Genomic DNA, 23,237 nt, shown 5'->3' with positions numbered 1-23,237 from the left:
GATGAAGAACATCGTGTTCTGCCGGGGCAGGACCATCCTGGGAATAGCTATGGTCGGAATCTCGTTGTCGGGACTTGTGCCGGGGGACCGTGTGGTTCACGCGGAGCAGAAACAGGCAGCTCGCCGACTGGCGGCGTTAGCAGGGGAAACACGTTATCCGGTGCGATATGCACCAGGAGAGGTGCTCGTCAAGTTCAAGGATGAGGTGTCCATATCAGGCGTCATGTCTCTGAATACAGATGTCGGTGCCAAAGAAGTCAGAGTGCTCTCCGTGAATGCCAGAGTGATTCACCAGTACAAATTAGACGGTGCCATGTCGGTCGAAGAAGCGGTCTCGAAGTACCAACGTAATCCCGCCGTTGAGTATGCTGAACCGAACTATCTTTACAAGCTACAAACCATTCCCAGCGATGCGCAATTTGGTTCGTTATGGGGTCTCCATAACACCGGTCAAAGTGTGAATGGGGCAGCGGGAAAGCCGGATGCCGACATCGATGCACCGGAAGCTTGGGACATCAGCACGGGAAGCCCAAACGTGATTATCGCCGTCATCGACTCAGGTATTGCCTATGATCATCCGGACCTCGCACCCAATATGTGGACGAATCCGAGAGAGACTCCAGGAAACGGCATCGATGACGATCGCAATGGGCTGATCGATGATGTGCATGGATGGGATTTTCATATGAACGACAGTGAGCCGATGGACCCTTTCGATCTCAATCCAGGTGGTAACCCGGGACATGGCACTCATGTCGCGGGAATCATCGCTGGAGCCGGGAACAACGGAACGGGGATAACTGGAGTGATGTGGACTGCGAAACTGATGGCTCTGAAAGCCGGAGGGGTGAATCGATCCCTATCCACCACTGCCATTGTCAGCGCGCTCCACTATGCTGTCGACAATGGCGCACGGGTGATCAATGCAAGCTTTGCCGGACCCGACTGTAGCCAGGCTCTCTATGATGCGTTGAGTTCCACGAATGCGGCAGGCGTGCTGTTCGTTGCAGCGGCGGGAAACGAGGAATCGGATAACGACAACATCCCGAGCTTCCCCGCAAATTTCAGTGCTCCTTCCGTGTGTGACGGTCAACAGAAGGCCGCGCTGGCGAACGTGATCGCGGTCGCAGCGACGGACCAAAATGATCAATTGGCGAGCTTCTCTAATTTCGGGTCCACCAGCGTGCAGGTCGCTGCACCGGGAGTCAGCATCAACAGCACGAGGCCCACGTCGAGGACTACGAATGTGCTCCTCCATGACTTCGATTCCAACCCGGCGCGACTCGGGTATGTGTTCGGGGGAGTTAATAGTACCTGGGGATTCACCAATTCCGCATCATTCAGCCAACCGAACAGTCTGTCCGACAGTCCGATGGGAAACTATCAGAACAGCACTGACTCCTTCGCGACCGGACCAGTGTTTAGTACCGAGGAACAGCGGGGATGCCGGTTTGATAGCCGCCTTCGCCTGGAGACCGAGCAGGATATAGACGGACTTCTTGTAGAAACATCGAGAAACAACGGGACCAGTTGGCAGCCCATTCGCGCGGACACAGAAAACAGCAACGGCCAATTTGTACCGTTCACCTGGGGGGACATCGCGGATGGTGTGGCTGGGTCACGCTTTCGATTTCGATTCATATCCGATGAGCGTCAGGTCTTCGACGGCGTGTATGTAGACAATGTCCGTGTCGCCTGTGTTGCGGGTCCGCCGTCGGGAACGATGGACTACCAGTTTCTTCTGGGTACTTCGATGGCCACTCCGCATGTGGCGGGACTCGCGGGCTTGTTGCTCTCGGTCAATCCCGATCTCACCGTATCCCAACTGAGGAACGCCATCCTGAACACAGTGGATCGGAAGGCTTCTTTGAGGGGAAAGGTGTCGACCGGTGGGCGCATCAATGCCCGGGCCGCGTTGGCCAGCGCTGTGATGAATTTCACCGTCACCGTCAATAAGGCAGGTGCCGGCAACGGTACGATTAGATCCAATTCTGCAGGAATTGACTGCGGAGCGACATGCAATGGACAGTTTCCCCAAAGTAGCACTGTAACCCTCACCGCAGCACCAGATCCAAGGTCTGTCTTTGCAGGATGGAGTGGAGATTGCAGCGGATCTGATCTCTGCTCGCTCACCGGAAATGCGACTGTCACCGCAACCTTCAACCTCGCGCCTCCTTCGCCGGCTCCCAGCGATAACGTCGGAGGCGGCTGCACGCTCGCCCCTGGGGCAACCGGAGACATGTTGCTGCCCGCCATGCTGCTCATGTCCCTGATTGTCTTGTTGTGGAGAATAAGACGCCGAAGCCGATGAGACTGAATTTCGGAACGCGAGGAGTGCCGTCACAGCGGAAGCCGGACCTCGACCCAATCGTCGGCGTCAAAGGCGTTTCCTCCGGTGAACTCCGTCTACTAAGCCGCTCAACGCAAATGATGACATTACTGGGCCTTCAATATGATCGACCCTTTTATCGGGATCCTGTATTTCTCCTATTGTTAATCTTTGGCCCGATCGCATGGATTCCCATGATCGAATTCTTTACCGTTCAACCACTGCCTCGGCACGCCATCTTGTTACCGGCCTTTCTCTCCGTCGTTCTATGGCAACCACTGTTCGAGGAGTTGTTGTTCCGTGGCATCATTCAGGGGTATTTACTGCAATCCATAGCGGGGCAGAAGACATGGATCGGTCTATCCACCGCCAATCTTCTATCATCTTTCTTGTTCACATGTGCTCATCTGGCCAGTCATTCTCTCTTCTGGTCGCTTCTCGTATTCGTTCCTTCGCTCTGTTTCGGTTTCGTACGCGATCGATTTGGATCTGTGTATCCTTCCATCGCTCTGCATGCTTTCTATAATGCCGGCTATTTTCTTCTCATCGGTGGGGCCACCCTTTCAAACTCCTTTTAAGACGCTCACCTTTGGACTGGGCTTGCGGCGTTGATGGCGGAAAGCTCGTTGAGAAGCCGATGATCTAAGACTCATTCAGCCATCGATTGGCTTTTCGACGGTGGGATAAACACTTCATTCAGATCGCTGAAGGAGCCGCCTGGCGTCGGACCGCCGCTGATGACGTGAATGCGTCCTTCCGCCGCTGCCGACCCAAGGCCATGTCGCCCCGTCGGCATCGGGGCCATAGTCTGCCATCTGTCACGCGCCGAGTCATAAGCCTCGTTTTCACGGAATGTCCCGTCCGATCCTTCGCCGCCGAACACGTAGATTTTCGCATCAATCACGGCGGCTGTAATGCCGCTGCGCGCAGTCGGAAGATCCGAGACACGCATCCAGCGATCTGTAACCGGATCATACATTTCCGTTATGGCGAGGTTCCGAGAATAATCGCCATTCAGTCGCCCACCGATCGCATAGATCTTTCCGGCCACGGTCACGGTGGCGAGATGATCACGGGGTGTCGGTAGGGAGGCAGCCGTTGCCCAGACGTTGCCCACGGGATCGTACACTTCGACCGCCGCGCTGTTGGCCTTCCGATCATACCCACCGATGGCATATAGTTTCCCCTCGCATTCCGTTACAGACAATGCGCCTCGCGCGGTTGGCATAGGAGCGCGCTCAATCCAGGTGTCCGTAGCCGGGTCATAGGCGTACGTCGCCGCCACCGGGTTCCATACGCTCATGCCCGATTTGCTGTACCCGCCGATGACGTACAGTCGTCCGCCGGCAACCCCGATCCCGACATGGTGCAGGCCGACCGGCATAGCGGCTTTAGAGGTCCATCGATCTGTCGCAGGATCATAGACTTCGACCGATGGCGTGATCGCGAAATTCATCACATTGCCCAAGCTCGGCTTTTCAAACCCGCCGACGGCGTAGATTTTCCCGTCCAGCGTTGCGACAGCCACCTCCGTCCGCTTCGTCGGCATCGGCGCAGCTGCACGCCACGTTCCTCGATCCGTCTCGGCCAGTACCGAAGGAACGGAGACAGACAACATGATCAGGAGAAGCCCGGCGAGCAACGCCGTGGATATCGGAATCGGCTTCAATGAGAACCAGCCCCGCCGCGATAATGACCTGCTGTCGTATGGCATAACTCCATTCTATACCTGCTTAAGAGGAAGAGCAGCCTCAGCAAAACCCGAGGCACACCCCGTCCAACGGATAAGACAAGAAGATTGGTAGATGGTGATGTTTCAGAATAACCGACACTATCGTGAGCTATGCGAAGAGCTTACCGTAGAGTTTGACAGTCTACCGGTCGTGGCGTACTCTTATGTGTAATCGCTACACATGGAGGGCCACATGGCGACCAATCTAGCCATCGATGATGCCTTACTGGAACGCGCTCGACGCGTCGGAAAACTTCGCACCAAAAAGGAGACGGTTACTCAGGCGCTGACGGAATTCATTCAACGTCGCAGGCAGCGGGAAATCCTTAAAGCCCTTGGGACCATCGAGTTTCGAGAGGGATGGAATTACAAGAAAGACCGACGCGACCGTGAACCTCGTCGTTGACACCTCGGTGTGGTCACTGGTCCTGCGGCGGCCTCGGATCGATGATAACCACACTCACGTACGAGCGTTTCGGCAGCACGTCGAATCCGGAGATGGACTATTTCTGATCGGTAATATTCTGCAAGAGCTTCTCGATGGACTCCGCTCGGTAAGGCAATTCGATCATCTTTTGACTCTCCTCGATCCCTATCCACTCCTTGAGCTGACTCGTCCAACCTATGTAGCCGCCGCACGACTCCGTACGACTTGCCGTGCGAAAGGAGTCAATGCCGGAGCTATCGATTTTCTCATAGCCGCAGCCTGTTGCCAGTACGGCTTCCCGCTCCTGACGGCCGATCAGGACTTTGCGCGCATCGCGAAGTATTGTGACCTCGTTACCCTTCCGACTTAGTGTACTGCCTCATCCCCCTCCATCGGCATGGACACCTCCACCCTCGCTAATTTCAGTGAGCGCATCCGGGCGATATCTTTACCGACTCGGGGCTATCTTCCGACTCTCAATTCCAGCTCGTCGCTGTTGCTGGCGATCCATTCGGTCTCCCGTTGTAAGTTGTTGTTGAAGCGCGTCCTGACGCGATACTCGAATCGCGACGTGCCGCCGTCCACATAGTCATACTCAAAATGCCCACGGTCGTCCGGCGATCGAAAGGTGAACGTGTCCGCATAGCTCAATCCGTTGCTCGAATCCTCATACCGCATATCGATCGTCAGGTCCTTCACTTGTTGAGCCAAAAAATCCACATGCTCCGGGCGCAGCATGATGATCCGATGGCCCTTCATATCTCCCCGTATGACGATGCGTTTCTCCAGTGTGTAGGAAGTGGGCACTTGGGACACCGTGCCATCCTTGCTGATCACCGTCACGTTGTAGCCCACAATGCGCTTGTCCGGGTTCTCCATGGACACCATGAATTTCTGGACTTGTTTATTTGTTTCACTGAATTCGAAGGAGGCTTGTTCAAATACCTGATTGGGGTCATCCTGATAGGCCACATCGACGAACACACGGTCCACCTTGGCCCAGTCAAGCACCGGGACAATTTCCAGTATTCGCTTATTTGGATAGGGGTCGCGCAGCGTGATCTGCTCGGCATTGGAATCCTCCCACGGCATCTCGACATCTTTGTGGGTTCCGGATCGATAGATCACTTTGTAGCGATAACGCGTCTGTGCCGGATTCAGCACAAAGAACTTCCAAACGGCGCTCGAGGCACCCTGGCTCAACACATAGGTGTCGCCGATCTTGATACCGTTGGCTGGATCGCCGTACTGAAGTTGCACCTCGATTTGCGGGTACCGTTCCCACGGAAACGTAATCGCAATAATGGGCACCTGAACGATGGCATAGAGCTCACGCGGATCGATTTCGATAGCTTCGACAGTAATTGTCTTGAGAGGGGACTCAAGCTTGGCGGGCCGCTCGGTGCCGTCTACTCCTTTAAAGTTCACCGTGTAATGAGCGGTGACTGGCCATCTCATGACGCCGCCATCGAGAACACTGGACCACTCGCACACCTTCCTATCAGTTGCGCTATCGAGCACCAAATTCTTGGTCTCATGTCCATACCTCAGATTGACATTCAACGACCGGATGGAATCTTCGGCAAACTCAGCTCGAGAGATGGCAGCGACCTTGCGCTTCCCGAACCAAGGATCGTCAGCATTAATGGAGATGATGAATCGCTCGAGGTCCAACCCCTGCTCCTTGATCACTCGAAACAGCCCGGCCAAATGTCTTTGCGGATAGATGCTCCGCTTGACCGTCGTGCGTTCGTTCATCCTGACGTTGAGCCGTTTCTGATCGATTCGAGTCAGGTCGGCCTTGCTGTAGCTGAACCATGCATTCTCCAAGGTGCCGTGCGTATGAAGAAGCTGAATGATACGCGCGGCCTTACCGGAATCACGCAAATCTTCGCGCGTCATGGGGTCGAGACTTGGTTCGAAGAACGTCTCCGTGATCATATCCTGAACCTCGGCCACGGCTCGATCTTGGCCAGAGATGAGTCCGATCGTCTCGTCCCCTTCGGGAACGAAGCTATCCACGTCAATACGAATGACTTGTTCCTCGATGAGCTTGGCGACAATCTTGTCTATGCCCGACTGAGTGATGTGCGGATTTCCCACCTTGAAGTGATCTTCCAGGTGAGCCTGCACCCGATTCCAATTCACGTCGGCCCGTACAGAATAGGCGGGCCGCAGGCCCAAGAAGTCGAGCGAGTACACAATCCCGACCGGAGACATTTCTCCCTGAAGGGCCTTTTCCAAGATCGCAACCCCGTCCACTGAGAGCTGGACCGAAAAGGTCGCCTGGTTCTTTCCAAACAAGGCAGGCTTCGCATTGTGATTGGCCTTCAGAACAGGACGTGACGGTGGGGCGGCGGCGCCTGAAGGCAATGTGTCAGGCGATCCCGACTGCGGTGTCCCGGCCATCAGGTCGAACAGCATCAGTTTCACCGAGCCGTCGACCAAGGGAACGGGCGAGAGGCGCGGCAAGCCCTTTAGATCCTCAAGCTTCTTCAGTTCCCGGCGAATCTCGTCGAGAACGTTCGCTTCTTCCTGAGGATTTTCGCGCAGCCCCAAATGGACGTCAAAATTTAGGAAACCGCCGTTCCCCGCCGCTCCGTGAAATTTTATGAGTTGGACGTGAGGTAGCACGCCGCCGGCACCATCCGACATGCCTACCGGCAAGGGCACGGCAGATTGGTAATACCAGTGCATCCCGTCTTCGTGGTCACGAAAGAGTGAGACGCCGTTGATGAGATGAAATGGCGGATTGAGATAGAGCACCCTCGGCTCCTTCCTCCCGTTCACGGGGAGGGACAACGACATCCCTTCCCCGACAGATCTTCATCATGATGACCTATCAGTGGCCTGAACGCCGGTCCTTCTCGGACTCGTACATCAGGATGACGGACCTCCTACTGCCTGAGTGGGCAATGGTGTGCGCTCGACGGCTTTGCGGCGAGTGTCTGACAGTCCATCTCCATCTTGCTCGGCCATGACTCGTCTCAATTGGGGACCGGAGGGTTTATCCAATGCAGTTTCGTACATGGGGTTCACGACGCGGATATGTGTGTTCCCTTGAGTTCGAGGAAACCATGTCGACACATCGGTCGCGATGTCGAAAGGGATTTCCATGTTCAACGCTTTCGATATCGTGACAGCAAAGCGGAGCACCTCCGGGTCCGCCACCGTGGCCTGTCTCTGCACCAACCACCCAAGCGCTCTTGCCGCAGCCATGCGAACCTCTTCTTCAACCAGATCCTCAATGCCGGTTGGCATACCCCGCGGCGAGTGTCGAGTAAGCGTAAATTGTCCCGAGGCAAGCGCTCGATCCACGAGCGCACGGGCCTCGGCGACGGTTGAGGAAGGACGCAGCGCACGAACCTCGTCACGAGCGTCGCCGGAAATAGAGGCCGAGAGCGGCAGGGGGCTTGTGAAACAACCTCGATACTTCACCGTGAGAAGATGGGGGGTTCCATGAAGGGCGCGGATCACCGAGGCTTTGGCCACGGCGTTCAGCCGCACATTGAAGATCGCCATGAACGGAGGAAACCCGGATGTGGCAACCGACTGCAGGAATTCGGACCGGCCATTCTCACAGGTGACGACAAGGTCGGCACTACGCATCGTGATCGGACTGTGAGTGAGTCGGACCATCGACGAAGTCAAACGGCGAGTGGGAAATTGATCGACAATGTCACGCCGGAACGCATCAAGCGTCTTTTCCTCGGGCCCCCACCGAGCACCGAGCTTCAGAATTGCCGTATCCTCAAAAGCCAACAGGCTCAAGGTCGGCTTACCCTGTGGGTCTCGCTCCGGACTTGGCTCGCCGGGCACATAATAAAAGGTGTCCGGACTGTCCGAATCTTCATAGCCGTACAGGCCTTGGAACATGAAACCCGGGTGATTCATAGACCATCTCCTGACGTAGTAACCGTCAACGCCTCACAAGCTGAGCGAATCGCGGCTTGCGAAGGGAATCATCTGAACAGCTACGTGTTTTCTTGTAGGCACTTTGCGTGCCTAACTTCTTCTGAATACCGCGCGCTATTCTGATTCTCTCCAAAGTTGTCTCTAAAGCTTTACGATTTGAGCCGTGTACTTGTGTCACGCTTGCGCGATGGGAACCCTCAGTTTCTCTTCTTTGGTATCTAAGTAGATACACTGGAGGACAAAAGAGATACATCGTTCACCACACGATGCAGTGGGCCTGTTAATGCACAGGAAGCAGAATTTCGAAGCACCGACGCGGCTGCGGTCCTATTCGTTCCGTGTCGATGCAGGCAGGCAATGCCGAGCACATGTGCCCATCGTTATAGGCACGTGTGCAGTCGGCTCATTCAGGCGCGGTTAGTATTCGAGTTCCGAGAGGACGGCGGTTGATCTCCGGATGGAGAAGGCCGTTCCGTAACTCTGGTAGGGTTATTTGCCTTTGGGTCGACAGAGCAGACCGACGGAGCTGCCCAGCGTGAGGCCACCGAAGAAGGTCAGTCCGAGGATGATGCCGAACAAAGACGGCGTGTGTCGCGCCTGCCGACGGACATGGCGACCGGCCTGCGTGCCAACGGTCGCTTCACCACCAATCCAGGTGCACGGGTCGTCATTCTGTGTCTCAGTGCGAGTGTCCACAGGTTTCATGGGGTTCTCCCTTCATCAAGCGCGATACATTCCTCGATGAGCTGTTCCAATTCATCCAACTCTTGCTGCGGCACTTCGAGAAATCTGACGCCGAACGTCCGATCCAGGCTCCACTGGACCTGCGCTTGCTCGATCACGATCGGGGTATCATCTCCCGGGAGAATGAGCTTCACGGCTATCTGACTGCCGGGCTGGACCACGAGAGAGCTTTCGATCCGGGCGCCGCCCAGTGAAAGATCCATGGTTTCCCCCTCGACTTCATGAGAGTTGGCCTTAATCAAGCTTTTGACCTGTGCAGAAACCCGACGGTGACGACGCCGTTCCATGGAAAGTAAGCATACCCGTTTCGCCCACAAAAAGCACGTGGAACCCTTCCAAGTCCCTGATTGTTCGAGTGTTCTCTTGCAAGTCGTCGAATCTTTTCGTAAGGTACGGCACGATGGATGGATCTCGTCCGCGCCAGATACTCTTCGCCTGCGCGAGCGGACTGCTGTTGCCTCTTTGTTTTCCAAAATTCGACCTGGGACTGCTGGCCTGGGTCGTCCTGATTCCTCTTCATCTCGCGCTCGATCAATGTTCCAGGCAACGGGCTTTTTGGATCGGTTGGCTGAGCGGGGTCGTCGGATTCACCGGGATCATGGCCTGGGTGGTCACAGCCATGACGACCTATGGCAAGGTACCCGAGCTCGTCAGCTACGCGATTCTGTTGCTGCTCACCACCTATCTCGGACTCTACGTCGCGCTTTATTGCCTGGCCGTGGTCTGGCTGCGTGAACTGATTCCACGCTACGGGATATTCTTTGCGCCCTGCTTCTGGGTGGCGCTCGAATTGTTCCGCACCCACCTCCTCTCGGGTCTTCCCTGGTGTCTCCTGGGTTATTCGCAATACCAAGAGCTGGAATTGATTCAGGTGGCGGACCATACAGGGGTATACGGAATTTCCTTCCTGATCGTGCTGGTGAATGTGTCCTTGGCGGAGCTTCTCTTGTGGATCATGCCGTTTTTCCGTGGATTCCACCCGGCCAAGCTTCCATGGGAGTTACTCACCACTGCGGCCGTCTGCATGGTGCTCTCATGGGTCTATAGTTCGGCGGTCCTGAGCGATAGAGACCGGAAACAACCGAAACCGTCGATTATCGTGGGGGTGGTCCAACCGAATATCGATCAAGCGGTGAAATGGGATGCGTCATACCGCGACGAGACGATGCGGCGATTGGACCGCCTGACGGCCCAACTGGGCGCCAATACGGACTTGGTTGTGTGGCCCGAAGCCGCGACCCCGTTCATCTTGGAGCGGGAAAGAGAGTATCAGTTGCAATTGATCGATTGGGCTCAACGTGCGCAGGCGCCGATTCTCCTCGGCAGTCCGGCCTTGAGATTCTACCCCGATCGCCGCCCCTATCTCTTGAACAGCGCCTATCTGCTGGGAAGGGACGGCACGCTGCTCGGCCGTTATGATAAACACCATCTCGTGCCGTTCGGAGAATACATTCCTCTCAAATCGTCGCTGCTGTTCTTTCTCGACAAACTTGTGGAGGGGATCGGAGATTTTGAAGCAGGCCCGGGACCGACGACTCTTTCGTTCACCCCTAAGTCATGGAGCAAAGAAAGTCCCCTTGGCGCCAGATCCGTCAAGTTCGGGGTGGCCATCTGTTACGAAGTGATTTTCCCGGATTTGGTCCGTCAGTTCGCCGCAAATGGCGCGGAGTTTCTGGTCACGATCACGAATGACGGATGGTTTGGACCCTCCTCAGCGCCCGCGCAGCACTTCGCCATGGTCGTGTTTCGCTCAGTGGAAAACCACTTGGCCTTTGCGCGCTCCGCCAACACGGGAATTTCCGGGTTCGTCGATCCATTCGGGCAAATCATCCAAGCCACCCCCCTGTTCACGGAAGAGGCATCGTACGCGGCCATCCCGACCCGGCAAGCCCCCACGTTTTACAGCTATTACGGCGATGTGTTTGCCCATGCCTGTGTTATAATCTGCGCGCTCTTGTGTCTGTTCGGGTATTTCCGCACGAAGGAACCAGCCCTGACGGCGATCACACCGGCGTGACCGAAGAAGGAGGATCACGGTATGTTGGAAGACGTGGAAGTTCGTCTGCGCGCCCTTTCTGAACAGGTCTCTGAATTACGGGGGCATCTTTGACTTCGCTCATATGACCGCCGACCTGCAAGAACTTGAAGCACAAATGGGCCAGCCCGATTTCTGGAGCAACGCCCGCGCCGCCGCGGTGGTCAGCCGAAAAAAGGCGACCATCGAGCGTGAACTTCAACAGTGGCAAGACATCGAGGCCAAAATGGGCGATTTAGGGGCTCTGATGGAACTCGCCCATGAGAGCGGCGACGTGAGCTTGGAGACCGAACTTGTCGTTGAATTGAGACAATTGGAACCGCGCCTGGCCACGCTGCGTGTCGAGCTTCTTCTATCAGGCGAACTGGACCCCAATAATGCCATCGTGGCGATTCACCCCGGCGCCGGCGGCACGGAATCCCAGGATTGGGCGCAGATGCTCCTCCGCATGTATGTGCGGTGGGCGGAACACAAGAAGTTCAAGGTGGAAACGTTGGACCTATTGCCCGGCGACGAGGCCGGCATCAAGAGTGTGACCGTCTCGATCACGGGACCCTATGCTTATGGGTACCTGAAGGCTGAAGCCGGGGTCCATCGCTTGGTGCGCATTTCCCCGTTCGACTCCAACAAGCGGCGGCACACCTCATTCGCGTCCGTCTTCGTGTATCCGGAGCTGAGTGAAGACATCGATGTCGTGGTCGAAGAGAAGGATCTCCGGATCGATACCTTTCGCTCGGGAGGAGCCGGGGGACAGAACGTCAACAAGGTGGAAACGGCGATTCGGATTACCCACTTGCCGTCCGGCATCGTCGTTCAATGCCAGAATGAGCGCTCTCAGCTCCAAAATCGAAACGGCGCGATGAAGATCTTGAAATCGCGCCTCTTCGAATTGGAACAAAAGAAAAAAGAGGCGGAGTTCAACGCGATCGTCGGCGAAAAGAAAGACATCGCGTGGGGAAGCCAAATCCGTTCGTATGTGTTCCAGCCCTACCAGATGGTCAAGGATCACCGGACAGGGCATCAGAGCGGCAATGTGTCGTCCGTCATGGACGGCGACCTCGACGGATTCATCGAGGCCTATTTGAAGAAGAAGCTCGGGAAAGGAAGCGATCAACTTGCCCCGGTGGGTGGTCCCGAGGATGATCTCTAGCAACCCTGTGACGACGCCATGGACGAACTGAACGAACAGCGGCAACAGCGGATCAAGAAACTCGAACTCCTGCGAGAGGCCGGTGTCGCACCCTACGGCAGCCGTTTCGAGGTCAAGGACCGTGCAGGCGCCTTGCTCAGGGTGCACGGTGAAAAGACCAAGGAGACGTTGGAGCAGGAAAAGATCTCTTGTACTTTTGCGGGACGGATCGTCGCATTGCGGCGTTTCGGGAAGGCCGGGTTTGCGGTCTTACAGGATGGTTCCGACCGCCTCCAAGTCTACCTCAAGAAAGATCTCCTTTCGGAGCAAGCGTATACGGTCGTCGAACAGCTCGATCTCGGCGACTGGATCGGCGTCACGGGAAGACTGTTTCGCACGAAGACGAATGAATTCACGGTCGAGGTTCACAGCCTGACGTTTCTCAGCAAAGCCCTCCGGCCGCTCCCGGAAAAGTGGCACGGCTTGACGGATGTCGAAACACGGTATCGGCAGCGCTACGTCGATCTGATCGCCAATCCCCAGGTTCACCAGATCTTTTCGACCAGGAGCCGTATCATCGCCGGTATCCGAGCGTTTCTCATTGAACGAGGATTTCTCGAGGTCGAGACTCCGATGATGCATCCGATTCCCGGTGGCGCGGCCGCCAAGCCGTTCGTCACGCACCATAATGCGCTCGGCGTGAATCTCTACTTGCGTATCGCGCCGGAGCTGTATTTGAAACGCCTGATCGTCGGCGGGTTTCCACGCGTGTTCGAGATCAACCGAAACTTCCGGAACGAAGGCATCTCGACCATACATAATCCCGAATTCACGATGCTGGAGTTCTACGTGTCGTACGCGGACTATCAAGACTTGATCGCGCTCACGGAAGAACTGATCTCGAGCTTGGCTCAAGAGATCTTGGGCGACACCGTCATGCAATACCAAGGGAAAGAGATTGTACTCACCCCCCCTTGGCGGCGATGGTCCTATCATCAAGCCATTCTCGAGGTGAACGGCCTCGATCCCTCGGCGCTGCGGGATCGTGAACAGGCACTGGCAGCGGCTAAGCGGCTGCATGTGCCGGTGGACCCCAAGGCGTCCCTGTTCACCATTGTGAATGAAATCTTCGAAGAGACCGTCGAGCCCAACCTCCAACAGCCGACCTTTATCACGGACTATCCGATCGAAATCTCTCCGCTCGCGCGACGGAAAGATTCTGACCCGACCTTGACGGACCGCTTCGAGCTCTACATCGCCGGGCGGGAAATCGCGAATGCCTTTTCCGAGCTGAATGATCCGCTGGATCAACGCGAACGGTTCGAAGGCCAGGCTGCACAGCATGAGGCGGGCGATGAAGAAGCCCATCTCGTCGACGAAGACTTCCTTCGCGCCCTCGAGTTCGGGATGCCGCCTACCGCCGGAGAAGGAATCGGGATCGACCGATTGATCATGTTGTTCACGGATCAAGCTTCCATCCGGGATGTGGTCCTCTTCCCCCAGCTCCGGCCGGAGAAATAGTGGCGCTCCCCTATGAAATCTTCGTCGGACTCCGTTACTTGCGCGCGAAGCGCCGCAACCGGACGATCTCGCTGAACACCTTCGTGTCGATCGCCGGCATCACGCTGGGTGTGGCGGCGCTGATCGGTACGGTCGGCATCATGACCGGCTTCCGGGAGGATATTCAGAGCAAGATTCTCGGCACGACCGCTCACATCATCGTCCAAGAGCGCATGAAAGAGAATATGACCGACTACGATCACCTGATCGACAAGATTCGGCCGGTGCCCGACGTGGTGGCGGCCACGCCCTTTGTGCTTCGCCAAGTGCTCCTGACCACTCAATCCGGTGTGCAGGGAATCGTCCTTCGGGGCATCGATCCGAAACGGGAAGCCAACGTCACCGAGCTCTCGAAGAACATCACGACCGGACACCTGTTCGATCTGCTCACACCGGTGAAAGTCACCCAGGCTCCGATCGATGATCCCCAAGGCACTCCACGGGTCGTCGAAAAGCCGGGTATTATTCTCGGCAAAGAACTGGCGCTCAGGCTGGGCGTATTCGTCGGCGATACGGTCAATGTGGTTTCTCCCGTCGGCCCGGTCAGCGCGATGGGCATGGTGCCAAAAATCCGAACGTTCGCCGTGGTGGCCCTGTTCCACTCCGGGATGTACGAATACGACTCCTCGCTGGCGTATATCGAACTCGGCGAGGCGCAGAAGTTTTTCAGCATGGAAGCGGGCGTGTCGGGGATCGAAGTCAAGGTGACGGATGTGTTCCGCGCCGGGGAGATCGCCCGCAGTATCGAGCAGGAGCTGGGATTCAGTCACGGGGCCAGAGATTGGATGCAGATGAACCGCAACCTCTTCTCGGCGCTGAAGCTGGAGAAGACGATGATGTTTCTGCTTCTCGTCCTGATCACGATCGTGGCCTCGTTCAACATTGTCAGCACTCTCACGATGATCGTCACGGAGAAGCAGAAGGAGATCGCGATTCTCAAGGCGATGGGCGCGACGAAGCGCAGCATCCGACGCATTTTCATGCTGAACGGGTTGATCATCGGATTTGCCGGGACCGGCATCGGGATTCCCTTGGGCTATGCGTTTCTCTGGCTGATTCAAACGTTTTGGACGTTCGATCCGACCGTGTACTACATCTCGACGATTCCGGTTCACGTGCTGGCCGAAGATGTGTTACTCGTGGCCGGTTCCGCCATCCTGATCAGTTTTGTGGCGACCGTCTACCCGGCCAATCAGGCCGCCAAGCTCGAGCCGGTCGCCGCGCTGCGTTACGAATGAACGTCGTCCGTCACGCATGGCGCCGACGGTGACAGAGCGCGAAACTCTCGACGATTGTCCTATGATTAAAGTCGTCAATCTTAATAAGTCCTTCTCGATGGGATCCTACGAACTGCCCGTCCTCAAGGGGATCAATCTTGAGATTCAGCGCGGCGAATTGGTGGCCATTGTCGGAGCCTCTGGAGCCGGCAAGAGCACACTCCTGCACATTATCGGGACCCTCGACAAACCGAGCAGCGGAACCGTCACATTCGATGGACAGGACCTGTTCCGAATGACGGACGCGCAACAGGCTGAATTCCGCAATCGGCGGATAGGGTTTGTGTTTCAGTTTCATCACCTGCTCGCCGAGTTCACCGCGTTGGAAAATGCCTGCATGCCGGCGCTCGTCCAACGCCGGGAACCTACCTCCGTCAAAGCCGACGCCACGACCCTCCTCACGGAAGTCGGATTGGGACATCGCCTTCATCATAAACCGGGAGAACTCTCCGGAGGGGAACAGCAACGGGTCGCCATGGCACGCGCGCTGATGCAGAATCCGGACTTGGTCCTGGCCGATGAACCGACCGGCAACCTTGACACACACAGCGGGGAAGGCCTGTTCGAGTTGATGCGCAACTTGAAAACAACACGCGGAACCACGTTCGTGATCGTGACACATAACGATAAACTCTCCGCCCAGTCCGACCGGATCATCCACATGCAGGACGGACAAATCGTCTGACTTCTTCATAGACCGAGAGTGCGGCTCCGTCTCCCACCGTCTCGATTCCGGAAGTTTTTGAACATGCGTTCCGTGTTTTCATCGCGCACAACCTCGTCGGATAGACCATGCGAATCCTTGACGAACAATGATTCCTTCTCTAGACTCGCATGGTTGCGCATTCGCGCGAGGACACGATATGGGGCACTTACCCTCCCTTCGCATCGCCGTTTTGCTGATCGTCGCTGCCTTGCCGTCCCATGTATCGGCAGCGGAGTTTGTCATCTCGGGGCCTCGCGCCATGGGCATGGGAGGAGCCGGCGTCGCCGTCACGACGAATGCGCTCGCGACGTATTGGAACCCCGCCGGGCTGGCGATGACCCAAACCGTAGATATCCGTGTCCAGGGGGGAGGGATGGCATTCGATCGGCTCGGCCTGGGCGATGCGCTTCATGATCTGGAGAACTTCAATACCGGCGATACCACGCCGGGTAATTTGTCGAGGGCTCAGAGCATTGCCGATCGCATCAACCGGTCAGGTGCGGCGATCTCCGTCAATGGGTCCGCCGGACTTTATGTGAAGGGACACCTAGGCGAACATGCGTTCGGATTCAACGTGTCCGACGTCGCAACCGGTGGCGGATTTGTCTCGACACCGGTCCAGGCGACCCAACCGGGGCCCGGCGCGCCCATCACCGTGGCGGGCCAGATGGCGCTTCGCGGGCTCGAAGCCAGACAGCTGGCCTTTTCCTATGCCTATGCCTTTTCCGACAAGACCTTTTCAATCGGGATGACCGTAAAGGTGATCCAAGGCGCCGCGTACCGTGGTTCGACCGACCTTCAAGGCGGAAGCGGTGTCAGCACAACCGATCACTTCGGCAAACCGAACATCTCAACGACCTACGGAATTGACATCGGAGCCATCTATCGCCCATCCTCGTGGATCAGGTTTGGGATCGTCGCGAAGGACATCAACAAACCGACCTTCGATGCCGCAGAGGGCGGGGAATTAAAATTGGAACCACAGGTTCGCGCCGGTGTCGCGATCAATCCGTATTCCACGCTGACATTGACGGCCGATGTGGATGCGACTTCGAATAAGACGTTCGTCCCGGGAGTAAAAAGCCAGCTTTTGAGCTTGGGGCTCGAACAAACGATCTTGTCCGAGTTTCTGTCATTTAGAATCGGCACGTTCAAGAACATGCAGGATGCATCCACGCCCTTCGTTCCTACAGCGGGACTAGGGGTGCGATGGTTCTCATTCCGGGCGGACGCCGGAGGTGGGTACGACTTCCGTGAAAAGGGCGCCCTAGTTTCCGCCTCTGTTTCATTCACATTCTAATGGTATACTAAACCAATGTTGTCTCGAACATGTGTCCGTCTGGCATCTGTAATGGCTCTGGCCTTGGTGCTTGCAGGTTGTGGCGGCTTGCAGGAAGTGTGGGAAGGCCCCGGCGCCAGAGTCTTTCGACCGCAGAGCATCGCCGTGTTGCCGCCGATGGCGAGCCAATACGACAGCGCCCGCGAGGATATTCAGGATGTCTTGGCCGGAGCGCTCAATCGGCAGGGAACCATCGAGAAGGTCATCTCGCCCGAAAATGTGACGGATATTTTTCAGGCCTCAAAAGAGGCGTTCGATTCACTCGTGTTTTATTTCTCCCGCCTCGAGATGACCGGTCAATCCGATAAGGATTCGGCCATCAAGCTCGGCAAAGCGCTCAACGTCGATTCCTTCCTGGTGGTCCGGGTCAATTCGTGGGAATACGTGCGGAAGGAAGGAGATAACGTCGGGCGAGTCGGGCTAAGCCTGCGGCTGATCGATGCGGCGACCGGGACGACGGTCTGGAAAGCCCGCCATGAACGGTCCAACAGCTACATGTTCATCAAGCCGAGCCTCAAAGACATCGCCAAAGAGCTCGCCGACGAGATGATCAAATACATGCCTCCGCAGACCAAGCGCTGATTACAGCCCCTCTCCTCTCCCCTCTCGGATGTGTCCGTAGATCTCGAACACCTTGGTCCGCAGTGGATGAACCATGGTGATGAGCAAGCCGGTCCTATCCCTATGTTTTCTCAACTCGATATACCTGCTTGCCCCTTGGGGTGTTTGGCCGTCCTGAATTGTAGGAGGTTCCTTTTCATTCTTTTAGGTTTCTGCTGACCCATGTATACTTAGAGATATGAAGCTTCAGTACTCGACCAGCTCGAAGCAGTATGGACGGCGACCGAGTAAATTGGGTCGACAGCTGTCCGATGAGAAGATCGAACGCGCTCGGCTTCAGACTCCTGAAGAACGGCTGACCATCGCATTGCACCTCTCCGATGTCTGCTACGAATTGAACCGGTGTTCTCCAAAGCCCTAAGCCGGATTGTTGAACGTTTAGATCAAGCCCACAGCGCTCGACTGCTTTCTTCTTATGCGTTGATCGGTGGCTTCGCCGTGTCGGCATGGGGTGTTGCGCGGGCCACGCAAGACATCGATCTGGCCGTCGCGCTCGGAACTTCGGAACCGCATGCCTTGGCCGTTTACCTAGGAGCCACATACGAACCTGGCGGCATAGATGACCCGCTACAAGGCGTCTTCCGCCTGAGCATGACATCCGAAGGACAAGACGTGCCGATTCAACTGATCGTACTGCCATCGAAGCTGGCTGCTCTTGCTTTTAAGAACATTGAAAGACTAGACACGCTTGGCTGTTCAGTGCCGGTGGTGAACTGGAAATCGCTTGTCCTTTTGAAGCTTTTTGCTGGAGGACCCATCGATCTGTTGGATGCGCACAACATTGTGGCAGTGCGAAAGCCGGGCGTGAATGATCGGAACGAGCTTATTGTACTGGGAGATGCATTGGAACTTGGCCAAGAAGTACGAACCCTCCTGGATTCTGTCGCCTAGGTTAACATCATGTTCATTGTGCCAAGCCTCAAAAACATCGCCAAAGAGCTTGCCGACGAGATGATCAAATACATGCCTCCGCAAACCAAGCGTTAGCCGAGCGCTTGAACCTTCTCACCTTCCTCTCGTTCGATAGACCGAGACACACTTTGCAAAATTGGTCGTGGTGACGGTCGCAAGGTTACCGTTCAGGTCATACGTCTCCTTACCTGTCCCGAACGTGGTCTGTTGATCATTGACGTTGTGGTTTGTCGTCGTGAGGACTGGAGGGATGTTGTACTTCGGTGAATATGACGGGCGCGTTACCGACATAATCCTTTCAGCATTTGATTATAGACGCCGCGCCAATCCGCATTCCGTATTTTATCTTCGTTGGCCTTTATCTTATTCATTGCAACAGTATCGCCACAAATATTGTAATAGCCGCCCCACTGCATGTGCTGAAAAACAACCAATGAATCTCTAAAATCGAGATCGTTCCGAGAATGGTCCAATTTCTCTAATATAAACTCCAAAGCTGGCTGTCCTCGTTTTGCTCTTGGAAGCGCCAGGCCAGTCAGTGGAGGATGAACGATTTGATTGCCGTACAAGAATATCTTGTATTGTTGATCGAGTGGATATTTTTCAAGCCGCTCTATCCTTGACTCAAAGCCTTCGGCGAAAAATTGAGCCCCAATATCTTGCGCAGAACAATCCGCTGTAAGAAACCATATGAAGCACCAGAGCAATCGCTTCGGCATTATGAGCATCCAGACTTCCCAGGATTTACAATGCCAAAATGAATTCTAATCTCTGCGCTTTTTATGGGCTTAAACTGCTGCGGTAAAGAGTTTGCCGAGATGGGAGGCGTCACTGCTCGGGAGTTCTCACGCGAGTTCCGCTCTGAATCAATTTCCCCTCTTCATCGAAGAAGAAATCTATTCCAGCTTCACCTAAACCAGGTTTGGGCCATGTCGTCCCTGAAATAAGCAGCCGATACTTCCCATGCTGTTTGAGGGGTTTGGCAGGGATGATTTCGTTAAGCCCCTGGTACTTTGAACCATATACGACTTCACTCAGGCATGCTTTTCCATTGAGATCCCAAATCGTGACCCATTGGGCATCAATTGACCGCTCTTGTAATGTGACGTCCAAGATATCAAACTTTGATGGTTTTTCGTCATCAGGGGATTGGAAAAACCTAAAGGTGATCATCTGATTAAGACTACCTGTGGCTTTTGTGAAGGCAGGATAGATGCACGAGGTAACGGTCAATGTGATCATAGGACTTATCACGCCAAGCAAGCAGCGATATCTCACAATATTCGCTCAGCAATCGAGCAGCTAATGTGGACTGGTAACAATGAGGAAGCCTTCCTCGTTGAATCTAAAAAACACGGCAGAATACCCGGGAGGATCAAACCGAGGCCGGTCTTTGGCAATTACACGATAGTTCCCTTGTAAAGAAAGCGGTTTCGGAGATGTAGTTTCAGCCAGCCCTTTGTATCGTCCACCATACGTAATTGCCTCAACCGATTGCTCTCCATTTAGTTGCCAAATAGTATCCCACTTGTCGTCGCTCTTCTGTTCCTGCACAACAAAATCTACGATGTTCAGCCGCATAGAAGTTGAAGAATTGGCCGCCTCATAAAAATAAAATACCAGGGGCTCTCCGATTTTTCCTACTGGCTTGATCATGAAAGATCGAGAGCAGGCTGGCAACCACAGAAAGATTATGGCGATGACTGCCACAATTAAAAGATCTGTTCTAGGCGCGTGCATAGAGTTTCAGTAATCTATGTTGTTAGGATATGTTTTGTAGTAGATCTCAACCGCGATGTCTCCTTGTTGCTCAATATTGTAAGCACTGAAGGGTTTGGCGGGGTCATACGTAAAGCTGTATGGATCATACATCGTAAGACTTAAATACTTTGCTGCCTGCAAGATGAACCCTTGCAATAACACATTGATGCCATGTTGGTGCTGCATAGCATGGGTCATCTCATGGATGAATGTCCCAACGTGACTGCCAAAATCGCAACTGGCCAGGTCGCTACAGCTTCCCGGCCAATAGATATTTCCATCAGGCGCCATCGCGAAATCGTTTCCTTGCAAGAAGAAGTATTTGGCATTGGATATATTCACCTTTGAATAGTTTATTCTGCTGCCAAAAACTGACCTCGCCGTGCCAATCTCGTTCGAGGTCAGTGCCCTGCGCTGTGTGTTTAATAAAACGCTCGCCCTCCACTGAACGTATTGCACTCCCAACGCAAACGCCGCGGTCGCAGCAGCAATGGCGGCCCCCATGCCGGGATCGGCTCCGCTAATGGCTGCGCCTGCTGCTCCGGCAGCGGGTGCAGCAGCCAAGGCCCCCAACTGTCCCCACCGACCATACGCGCCACCGGTAATCCCACCGGCTGCCGCCCCTGAGGCAATCGCCAAACCGATGTTGACATTATAGCCGGCCATATTCGCTAGTATCCCACTGGTGCCTCCGGCCACCGCCCCTGCGACAGCCCCTCCAGCGATACCCGCTCCAATGTCTCCAAGACTGGCAAATGCAGCCGACGCGGGCCCGAACGTGCCATACCCCGCGGCTGCGCTCGCCCCACCGATCACACCCCCGACTAACGTGGCTTCGAGATCCCAATCACTTTGGATCCCGCTCGAAACCGCTCCCGCGATGACGCCAATGGCGATGACAATACACCACGGACAATGGCCGGTCGGATCGGTATACCGGAATGGGTTATTGCTGGCGTACGTGTAGCGGTTCAGGCTCTGAGGATCGTGCAGATCCGGTACAATGGTATCCGGCGCGATGAAGCGGCCGAAGACGGCGTGATAGTACCGCGATTCGTAGAAGTAGAGATTACTGCTCGTATCGAGCGCCTGGCCCGTATACTTATAGGGCACATCCACAGCCGGCGTGGTGAAACTCTGATTCGTGCGGAGATCACCATAGGGATAATAAGTGAGCGCCTGGACCTTGGCCCCGCTACTGTTCGTGATCACACTCGAACTGCCCAGATGTTCCTCCTGCCAGTAGTGCACGGTCCCATTTGTGGCGACGGTGGCGATCCGGGTGCTCCCGGCCCAGATAAACCGGCTGCAACTCGTATTGGCGCCGGTCGTATCACACTCATACAGTTTGCTGATGTAGCGCGTCGTGGTGGTTCCCACGATCTTCTTCACCCGCCCACCCTCGCCATCATAGACGAACGTCGTCGTGGTGGGGACGCCTCCATAGGTGGCCGTCACGCTGCTCATGCGATTATCCGCGTTATAATTCGCACTATACCCATAGAAGCCGGCAGGATCCGTCATCGTAATCATGTTGCCATTGTTGTCATACGTGAACGGATAGGGGCCAGCCTTCGTAGCGGCATGGGGCCGAACCACGCCGGCGCCGCCGGTGGAATAGGTATAGGCGCCCACTTGCGGGTTCATGGTCATGTTGCCGATCTCATTATACGCATAGGTGAACGTGCTGTTATTGCCCCCCGTCCCGTATGGTCCATTCGCCGTCAGTAATTGATCAAGATCGTCATAGGTCAAAATCTGTGTATTCGCCAAGGTAATTTGATCGCCAATTCGAGTAACGTTTCCGGCCTCGTCATACGCATAGTGCAGGCTTTGAAGGACTTCGGCAAAGACTGCCGGCGGAATTGTTAGAAGTGCGACAGCGACCAGAACGCAGTGCGATAAGGCCCCTCCTCGACTCTTCTTCTGCCTCAATGCTTGTCGGGCCATATCAGTACTCCTCCGTCACAGAGATCCAACGCGGTCTGGCGCTTTCGATCCCATTCGCGTGTGTGCTCTCGCAACCACTCGAGGCCGCTCTATCGCTTAATCATGCACGTGAGGACCAGAAAAGGATCCATGACATTGTGAGCCCCATTGCCGCCCGTAAACCCGATTGATACTGTCCCCGAGCCCCCGCCACCGACGCCCGAGCCCTGGAACACTGAGCCAGACGCTGGCATCGCATTCGAGATCGTGTGGTTGTGGCTCGGCATTTCCGAGATCGTTAACGTGTGCGTTTCTTCCCCACCCGAGCCGGCAAGATTCCTCATGGTCAATCCCGTTCCTTGGCCCGCCGCAACGACATTGCGCGACCGGGCATCAGGCACGTTGAATGTGGTGGCCCCATCGCCGGCCCCGAACGTCGTTCCAATCACCGCAAACAAGGCGGCATCGGTCGTCCGATTCTTCGCGGTGCCGTCACAGACATACCAGCCATTCGGAGGGGTAACCGCTGCATAAAACATGACCGCGCCGGGTGGAACCAGGCGGTTGTCCAGGAGGGTCCAATTGTCGTTGATCGCGTTCGTCCATCCCGTCTCGCCGTTTCCTGGTTTGCACAGTCCGACATTCGGTGTTGTGGTGCCGAGAGGCGTGCAGACCGCCTCAGCAGATTGCTGCCAATATATGAAGAACACAGTGAGCATGGTCAGCACCATGACCATCGCCGTCGAACGCGTCTCTTGATTCTTCATCCTCTCCACCTCCTTGTCCAAGTCGGTGTCACGTGCAATTGACCTTTCGTGCGC

Annotated in this window: 21 protein-coding genes and 1 pseudogene; 12 read left to right on the top strand and 10 right to left on the bottom strand. The window is 55.5% G+C overall.

Features of this window, described 5'->3' with window-relative positions; all coding sequences use genetic code 11:
* Position 1 precedes the first annotated feature (1 nt).
* On the top strand, positions 2-2,311 hold the full coding sequence (locus H8K04_02790; protein ID UVT16509.1) for a S8 family serine peptidase: 2,310 nt from the start codon (positions 2-4) through the stop codon (positions 2,309-2,311).
* Positions 2,312-2,427: 116 nt separating this feature from the next.
* Positions 2,428-2,907 carry a JDVT-CTERM system CAAX-type protease gene (locus tag H8K04_02785; protein ID UVT17839.1) on the top strand — a complete coding sequence of 160 codons (480 nt, stop codon included), beginning with the start codon at positions 2,428-2,430 and terminating at the stop codon, positions 2,905-2,907.
* Positions 2,908-2,978: 71 nt separating this feature from the next.
* Here H8K04_02785 and H8K04_02780 read toward each other — a convergent pair whose 3' ends face one another.
* Positions 2,979-4,043 (bottom strand): galactose oxidase, encoded by a 1,065-nt coding sequence (locus tag H8K04_02780; protein ID UVT16508.1) that lies wholly within the window; start codon positions 4,041-4,043, stop codon positions 2,979-2,981.
* A 211-nt stretch (positions 4,044-4,254) separates the two neighbouring features.
* On the opposite strand from H8K04_02780, the gene H8K04_02775 reads away from it, so the two are divergent.
* Positions 4,255-4,467, top strand: a complete 213-nt coding sequence (locus H8K04_02775; protein UVT16507.1) for a type II toxin-antitoxin system VapB family antitoxin — start codon at positions 4,255-4,257, stop codon at positions 4,465-4,467.
* Complete coding sequence (locus H8K04_02770; GenBank protein ID UVT16506.1) at positions 4,451-4,858, top strand: PIN domain-containing protein; 408 nt, start codon at positions 4,451-4,453, stop codon at positions 4,856-4,858. Before H8K04_02775 ends, H8K04_02770 begins: the two co-directional genes overlap by 17 nt.
* 92 nt (positions 4,859-4,950) lie before the next feature.
* Here the strand turns inward: H8K04_02770 and H8K04_02765 are convergent, their stop codons facing one another.
* From H8K04_02765 to H8K04_02750, 4 genes are all read right to left on the bottom strand, one after another.
* Positions 4,951-7,254: a hypothetical protein gene (locus H8K04_02765; GenBank protein ID UVT16505.1), complete on the bottom strand. Its 2,304-nt coding sequence runs from the start codon at positions 7,252-7,254 to the stop codon at positions 4,951-4,953.
* Between the two features lie 114 nt (positions 7,255-7,368).
* Positions 7,369-8,382 carry a hypothetical protein gene (locus tag H8K04_02760; GenBank protein UVT16504.1) on the bottom strand — a complete coding sequence of 338 codons (1,014 nt, stop codon included), beginning with the start codon at positions 8,380-8,382 and terminating at the stop codon, positions 7,369-7,371.
* A gap of 510 nt (positions 8,383-8,892) precedes the next feature.
* On the bottom strand, positions 8,893-9,108 hold the full coding sequence (locus tag H8K04_02755) for a hypothetical protein (protein UVT16503.1): 216 nt from the start codon (positions 9,106-9,108) through the stop codon (positions 8,893-8,895).
* A complete protein-coding gene (locus H8K04_02750; GenBank protein ID UVT16502.1) occupies positions 9,105-9,434 on the bottom strand; it encodes a PilZ domain-containing protein in 330 nt (109 codons plus the stop codon). Before H8K04_02750 ends, H8K04_02755 begins: the two co-directional genes overlap by 4 nt.
* Positions 9,435-9,547: 113 nt before the next feature.
* Between H8K04_02750 and lnt the strand changes: the two genes are divergently transcribed.
* The 8 genes and pseudogenes from lnt to H8K04_02710 all read left to right on the top strand — a co-directional run bounded on the left by lnt (position 9,548) and on the right by H8K04_02710 (position 18,705).
* A complete protein-coding gene (gene lnt / locus H8K04_02745) occupies positions 9,548-11,164 on the top strand; it encodes an apolipoprotein N-acyltransferase (protein ID UVT16501.1) in 1,617 nt (538 codons plus the stop codon).
* Between the two features lie 21 nt (positions 11,165-11,185).
* A pseudogene (gene prfB, locus H8K04_02740) lies at positions 11,186-12,332 on the top strand (peptide chain release factor 2).
* Positions 12,333-12,350: 18 nt separating this feature from the next.
* Complete coding sequence (lysS, locus tag H8K04_02735; protein ID UVT16500.1) at positions 12,351-13,832, top strand: lysine--tRNA ligase; 1,482 nt, start codon at positions 12,351-12,353, stop codon at positions 13,830-13,832.
* Positions 13,832-15,109 carry a lipoprotein-releasing ABC transporter permease subunit gene (locus tag H8K04_02730; protein UVT16499.1) on the top strand — a complete coding sequence of 426 codons (1,278 nt, stop codon included), beginning with the start codon at positions 13,832-13,834 and terminating at the stop codon, positions 15,107-15,109. Before lysS ends, H8K04_02730 begins: the two co-directional genes overlap by 1 nt.
* A gap of 61 nt (positions 15,110-15,170) precedes the next feature.
* The gene (locus H8K04_02725) at positions 15,171-15,833 is read left to right on the top strand and encodes an ABC transporter ATP-binding protein (protein ID UVT16498.1); all 663 of its coding nucleotides are present in this window, start codon (positions 15,171-15,173) and stop codon (positions 15,831-15,833) included.
* Between the two features lie 178 nt (positions 15,834-16,011).
* Positions 16,012-17,154 (top strand): conjugal transfer protein TraF, encoded by a 1,143-nt coding sequence (gene traF, locus H8K04_02720; GenBank protein ID UVT16497.1) that lies wholly within the window; start codon positions 16,012-16,014, stop codon positions 17,152-17,154.
* A 51-nt stretch (positions 17,155-17,205) separates the two neighbouring features.
* Positions 17,206-17,775, top strand: coding sequence for a hypothetical protein (locus H8K04_02715; GenBank protein ID UVT16496.1), 570 nt, complete (start codon positions 17,206-17,208; stop codon positions 17,773-17,775).
* A 381-nt stretch (positions 17,776-18,156) separates the two neighbouring features.
* Positions 18,157-18,705 (top strand): hypothetical protein, encoded by a 549-nt coding sequence (locus H8K04_02710; protein UVT16495.1) that lies wholly within the window; start codon positions 18,157-18,159, stop codon positions 18,703-18,705.
* 302 nt (positions 18,706-19,007) lie between these two features.
* On the opposite strand, the gene H8K04_02705 is transcribed toward H8K04_02710, so the two are convergent.
* The 5 genes from H8K04_02705 to H8K04_02685 all read right to left on the bottom strand — a co-directional run bounded on the left by H8K04_02705 (position 19,008) and on the right by H8K04_02685 (position 23,183).
* Positions 19,008-19,445: a hypothetical protein gene (locus H8K04_02705; protein ID UVT16494.1), complete on the bottom strand. Its 438-nt coding sequence runs from the start codon at positions 19,443-19,445 to the stop codon at positions 19,008-19,010.
* Between the two features lie 109 nt (positions 19,446-19,554).
* Positions 19,555-19,968: a hypothetical protein gene (locus H8K04_02700; protein ID UVT16493.1), complete on the bottom strand. Its 414-nt coding sequence runs from the start codon at positions 19,966-19,968 to the stop codon at positions 19,555-19,557.
* Positions 19,969-20,028: 60 nt separating this feature from the next.
* Positions 20,029-20,382, bottom strand: a complete 354-nt coding sequence (locus H8K04_02695) for a hypothetical protein (protein UVT16492.1) — start codon at positions 20,380-20,382, stop codon at positions 20,029-20,031.
* Between the two features lie 90 nt (positions 20,383-20,472).
* A complete protein-coding gene (locus H8K04_02690; GenBank protein ID UVT16491.1) occupies positions 20,473-22,437 on the bottom strand; it encodes an RHS repeat-associated core domain-containing protein in 1,965 nt (654 codons plus the stop codon).
* Between the two features lie 89 nt (positions 22,438-22,526).
* Complete coding sequence (locus H8K04_02685) at positions 22,527-23,183, bottom strand: tail fiber protein (GenBank protein UVT16490.1); 657 nt, start codon at positions 23,181-23,183, stop codon at positions 22,527-22,529.
* Positions 23,184-23,237 lie beyond the last annotated feature (54 nt).

This window comes from Nitrospira sp., from assembly GCA_024760525.1.
Taxonomy (GTDB): domain Bacteria; phylum Nitrospirota; class Nitrospiria; order Nitrospirales; family Nitrospiraceae; genus Nitrospira_D.
This window is presented reverse-complemented; position numbering and strand designations above follow the sequence as displayed.